Consider the following 6,000-nt stretch of genomic DNA (forward strand, 5'->3'; position numbering starts at 1 on the left):
CGGAAAGATAGCGACCGACCCCCTTTCTGAATGGCCTGAAAACGGCGCTGTTATGGCGTGCGGAAACCGGGCGGGGACCCTTCCTGTGGTGCTTGTGGATGGCGGAAACGCCGGTTTGCAAAGCGGTCCGGGATCGGGTAAGTTAGAAAAGTTGCTCCGGAGCGATCCACGGCTGAGATGTTGTGGTGGTGCCGGGTGTGTCTGTTGTTTGAGAACTCAATAGTGTGCCAAGTTTGTTGATACCAATTTATTTTATGGATTGGTTGAATTGACTGGATCCGCCACCCCGTGGTGTGGTCTGGTTTTTACAGCTGGTTTCAAATTTTGTGCATTGTGTGTTTCCCGTTTTCCCGGGGGCGCATGGTGTGTCTGTTTTTGTTTTACTTCAACGGAGAGTTTGATCCTGGCTCAGGATGAACGCTGGCGGCGTGCTTAACACATGCAAGTCGAACGATGATCCCAGCTTGCTGGGGGATTAGTGGCGAACGGGTGAGTAACACGTGAGTAACCTGCCCTTAACTCTGGGATAAGCCTGGGAAACTGGGTCTAATACCGGATATGACTCCTCATCGCATGGTGGGGGGTGGAAAGCTTTTTGTGGTTTTGGATGGACTCGCGGCCTATCAGCTTGTTGGTGAGGTAATGGCTCACCAAGGCGACGACGGGTAGCCGGCCTGAGAGGGTGACCGGCCACACTGGGACTGAGACACGGCCCAGACTCCTACGGGAGGCAGCAGTGGGGAATATTGCACAATGGGCGAAAGCCTGATGCAGCGACGCCGCGTGAGGGATGACGGCCTTCGGGTTGTAAACCTCTTTCAGTAGGGAAGAAGCGAAAGTGACGGTACCTGCAGAAGAAGCGCCGGCTAACTACGTGCCAGCAGCCGCGGTAATACGTAGGGCGCAAGCGTTATCCGGAATTATTGGGCGTAAAGAGCTCGTAGGCGGTTTGTCGCGTCTGCCGTGAAAGTCCGGGGCTCAACTCCGGATCTGCGGTGGGTACGGGCAGACTAGAGTGATGTAGGGGAGACTGGAATTCCTGGTGTAGCGGTGAAATGCGCAGATATCAGGAGGAACACCGATGGCGAAGGCAGGTCTCTGGGCATTAACTGACGCTGAGGAGCGAAAGCATGGGGAGCGAACAGGATTAGATACCCTGGTAGTCCATGCCGTAAACGTTGGGCACTAGGTGTGGGGGACATTCCACGTTTTCCGCGCCGTAGCTAACGCATTAAGTGCCCCGCCTGGGGAGTACGGCCGCAAGGCTAAAACTCAAAGGAATTGACGGGGGCCCGCACAAGCGGCGGAGCATGCGGATTAATTCGATGCAACGCGAAGAACCTTACCAAGGCTTGACATGGGCCGGACCGGGCTGGAAACAGTCCTTCCCCTTTGGGGCCGGTTCACAGGTGGTGCATGGTTGTCGTCAGCTCGTGTCGTGAGATGTTGGGTTAAGTCCCGCAACGAGCGCAACCCTCGTTCCATGTTGCCAGCGCGTAATGGCGGGGACTCATGGGAGACTGCCGGGGTCAACTCGGAGGAAGGTGGGGACGACGTCAAATCATCATGCCCCTTATGTCTTGGGCTTCACGCATGCTACAATGGCCGGTACAAAGGGTTGCGATACTGTGAGGTGGAGCTAATCCCAAAAAGCCGGTCTCAGTTCGGATTGGGGTCTGCAACTCGACCCCATGAAGTCGGAGTCGCTAGTAATCGCAGATCAGCAACGCTGCGGTGAATACGTTCCCGGGCCTTGTACACACCGCCCGTCAAGTCACGAAAGTTGGTAACACCCGAAGCCGGTGGCCTAACCCCTTGTGGGAGGGAGCTGTCGAAGGTGGGACTGGCGATTGGGACTAAGTCGTAACAAGGTAGCCGTACCGGAAGGTGCGGCTGGATCACCTCCTTTCTAAGGAGCACCTACAGCAACCCTGCCAGGCGTTATGTCTGTGTGGTGGTGTTGTCAGGAGTACGCCCGTTGCGCAGACGCTAGTTCTGCGGCGGGTGCTCACGGGTGGAATATCAGCAAATAGGTGCCTGGTGGCACGTGCCGGCAGCAAGTACGAACGGGGTCCCTCTTGAGGGTCCCGGTTCTGGAACGCTTGCCGGTGTGGATTGCCGGGTAGTGTTTGGCACACTGTTGGGTCCTGAGGCAACAGGACCATGGCATGGCCGGGTGTTTCCTTTGCGGGAGGCTCCGGTGGTGGTGTGGTACTTGTGTTTCTGGTTTCCTGGCTGCATCGATCATGCATGTATCGGCCCTTGCGGGTTGTGTGTGTGGGGTGTGTGGTACGGGGTTGTTGTTTGAGAACTACATAGTGGACGCGAGCATCTTTTATAAGAAGCAATTTCCAAGAATATGAACCTGGATCTGGCTGCGCGTGATGATGATTCCTTGTCTTTCGGGGCGGGGGGTGGTTGTTGGGTGTGGTTGGTTTCTGTGGTTCTCTCGAAAATTTCTGATTGATCTTTTGTGGTCAAGTTTTTAAGAGCACACGGTGGATGCCTTGGCATTAGGAGCCGAAGAAGGACGTAGGAATCTGCGATAAGCCTGGGGGAGTCGATAACCGGACTGTGATCCCAGGGTGTCCGAATGGGGAAACCCCGCCAGGGACGCGAGTTACCTGGTGACCCGCATCTGAACACATAGGGTGCGTGGAGGGAACGCGGGGAAGTGAAACATCTCAGTACCCGCAGGAAGAGAAAACAATAGTGATTCCGTTAGTAGTGGCGAGCGAACGCGGATCAGGCTAAACCGTTCCATGTGTGATAGCCGGCGGGCGTTGCATGGTCGGGGTTGTGGGACTTTCCGTTCTGTCTCTGCCGGGACAGTGGGGTGTGATGTGCAGGCATAGGTGAACGGTCTTGAAAGGCCGGCCAGAGAGGGTGTGAGCCCCGTAACCGTAATGTTGTGTACCGCCTGGAGAGTATCCCAAGTAGCACGGGGCCCGAGAAATCCCGTGCGAATCTGTCAGGACCACCTGATAAGCCTAAATACTCCCTAATGACCGATAGCGGACCAGTACCGTGAGGGAAAGGTGAAAAGTACCCCGGGAGGGGAGTGAAACAGTACCTGAAACCGTGTGCTTACAATCCGTCGGAGCCAGTCTGATTCTGGTGACGGCGTGCCTTTTGAAGAATGAGCCTGCGAGTTAGTGTTACGTCGCGAGGTTAACCCGTGTGGGGCAGCCGTAGCGAAAGCGAGTCTGAATAGGGCGTTGCAGTGGCGTGATCTAGACCCGAAGCGAAGTGATCTACCCATGGCCAGGTTGAAGCGACGGTAAGACGTCGTGGAGGACCGAACCCACTTCAGTTGAAAATGGAGGGGATGAGCTGTGGGTAGGGGTGAAAGGCCAATCAAACTTCGTGATAGCTGGTTCTCCCCGAAATGCATTTAGGTGCAGCGTTGCGTGTTTCTTACCGGAGGTAGAGCTACTGGATGGCTAATGGGCCCTACAAGGTTACTGACGTCAGCCAAACTCCGAATGCCGGTAAGTGAGAGCGCAGCAGTGAGACTGTGGGGGATAAGCTTCATAGTCGAGAGGGAAACAGCCCAGACCACCAACTAAGGCCCCTAAGCGTGTGCTAAGTGGGAAAGGATGTGGAGTTGCGAAGACAACCAGGAGGTTGGCTTAGAAGCAGCCATCCTTAAAAGAGTGCGTAATAGCTCACTGGTCAAGTGATTCCGCGCCGACAATGTAGCGGGGCTCAAGTACACCGCCGAAGTTGTGGCATTCACATTTTATCCAAGCCTTTGTGGTTCAGGAGTGTGGATGGGTAGGGGAGCGTCGTGTGGGCAGTGAAGTCGCGGTGTAAACCAGCGGTGGAGCCTACACGAGTGAGAATGCAGGCATGAGTAGCGAAAGACGGGTGAGAAACCCGTCCGCCGAATGATCAAGGGTTCCAGGGTCAAGCTAATCTGCCCTGGGTAAGTCGGGACCTAAGGCGAGGCCGACAGGCGTAGTCGATGGACAACGGGTTGATATTCCCGTACCGGCGAAAAACCGCCCATGCTGAACAGGGGATACTAACTGCCCGAGACCTGACCAATCACCCTTGTGGTGTGCGGTTTTTGGTGGAGCGCGGGACCTGATCCTGGGAGGTAAGCGTATTAACAGGTGTGACGCAGGAAGGTAGCCGAGCCGGGCGATGGTTGTCCCGGTCCAAGGATGTAGGGCGAACGGTAGGCAAATCCGCCGTTCATGATGCCTGAGACCTGACGGGACCCCCGTAGGGGGGGATTCGGTGATCCTATGCTGCCTAGAAAAGCATCGACGCGAGGTTTTAGCCGCCCGTACCCCAAACCGACACAGGTGATCAGGTAGAGAATACTAAGGCGATCGAGAGAATTATGGTTAAGGAACTCGGCAAAATGCCCCCGTAACTTCGGGAGAAGGGGGGCCCCAACCTTGATGGACACACGCTGTCCGGAGGGGATCGGGGCCGCAGAGACCAGGGGGAAGCGACTGTTTACTAAAAACACAGGTCCGTGCGAAGTCGCAAGACGATGTATACGGACTGACTCCTGCCCGGTGCTGGAAGGTTAAGAGGACCGGTTAGCCGCAAGGCGAAGCTGAGAATTTAAGCCCCAGTAAACGGCGGTGGTAACTATAACCATCCTAAGGTAGCGAAATTCCTTGTCGGGTAAGTTCCGACCTGCACGAATGGAGTAACGACTTCCCCGCTGTCTCAACCATAAACTCGGCGAAATTGCAGTACGAGTAAAGATGCTCGTTACGCGCAGCAGGACGGAAAGACCCCGAGACCTTTACTATAGTTTGGTATTGGTGTTCGGAGTGGCTTGTGTAGGATAGGTGGGAGACGTTGAAGCCCGGACGCCAGTTCGGGTGGAGTCATCGTTGAAATACCACTCTGGTCACTTTGGACATCTAACTTCGGCCCGTAATCCGGGTCAGGGACAGTGCCTGATGGGTAGTTTAACTGGGGCGGTTGCCTCCTAAAAAGTAACGGAGGCGCCCAAAGGTTCCCTCAGCCTGGTTGGCAATCAGGTGTCGAGTGTAAGTGCACAAGGGAGCTTGACTGTGAGAGAGACATCTCGAGCAGGGACGAAAGTCGGGACTAGTGATCCGGCGGTACATTGTGGAATGGCCGTCGCTCAACGGATAAAAGGTACCTCGGGGATAACAGGCTGATCTTGCCCAAGAGTCCATATCGACGGCATGGTTTGGCACCTCGATGTCGGCTCGTCGCATCCTGGGGCTGGAGTAGGTCCCAAGGGTTGGGCTGTTCGCCCATTAAAGCGGTACGCGAGCTGGGTTTAGAACGTCGTGAGACAGTTCGGTCCCTATCCGCTGCGCGCGCAGGAAATTTGAGAAGGGCTGTCCTTAGTACGAGAGGACCGGGACGGACGAACCTCTGGTGTGTCAGTTGTACTGCCAAGTGCACCGCTGATTAGCTACGTTCGGATGGGATAACCGCTGAAAGCATCTAAGCGGGAAGCTCGCTTCGAGATGAGATTTCCATACACCTTGTGTGTGAGAGGCCCCCAGCCAGACCACTGGGTTGATAGGCCGGATGTGGAAGCGAGGACTAACGACTCGTGAAGCTGACCGGTACTAATAGGCCGATAACTTACACCACACACCACCCCTTGCAAACCCATTCAAAAGGGGTTTGCACCCAGGGGCGGTACAAAGAGAACAAGACTGCTTGCGTCCACTATGTGGTTCCCAACCAACAAACCCGTCGCCAGACGAAACGTTGCAAGGAACCAAAAAACTACATAACAACACCACAACTGCCCTAACAGGCAGAGCATGTTGTAACCACCAGATTTCCCGACCCCTAACCAGGGGTTGTGGAGCAAGGGTTACGGCGGTCATAGCGTGGGGGAAACGCCCGGTCCCATTCCGAACCCGGAAGCTAAGACCCACAGCGCCGATGGTACTGCACCCGGGAGGGTGTGGGAGAGTAGGTCACCGCCGGAACATCATTCAGGTCGAGAGCCCCAACCACACGGTTGGGGCTCTCCCACTTTAA

At 55.6% G+C, this 6,000-nt stretch carries 3 rRNA genes; all 3 read left to right on the plus strand.

The annotated features are described in order from the left end of the window. The first annotated feature begins 385 nt into the window (after positions 1 to 385). The 3 genes from TV39_RS21230 (at position 386) to rrf (ending at position 5,948) form a co-directional block, all read left to right on the plus strand. Positions 386 to 1,909: ribosomal RNA gene (locus tag TV39_RS21230) — 16S ribosomal RNA — on the plus strand. Positions 1,910 to 2,475: 566 nt separating this feature from the next. Beyond that, positions 2,476 to 5,601: ribosomal RNA gene (locus TV39_RS21235) — 23S ribosomal RNA — on the plus strand. Between the two features lie 230 nt (positions 5,602 to 5,831). Continuing rightward, positions 5,832 to 5,948: ribosomal RNA gene (rrf, locus tag TV39_RS21240) — 5S ribosomal RNA — on the plus strand. Together the 16S, 23S and 5S rRNA genes form the textbook arrangement of a ribosomal RNA operon. The last annotated feature ends 52 nt before the right edge of the window (positions 5,949 to 6,000 follow it).

Origin of the sequence: Arthrobacter sp. SPG23 (genome assembly GCF_000876655.1) — a bacterium.
In the GTDB taxonomy this organism is placed as follows: Bacteria; Actinomycetota; Actinomycetes; order Actinomycetales; family Micrococcaceae; genus Arthrobacter.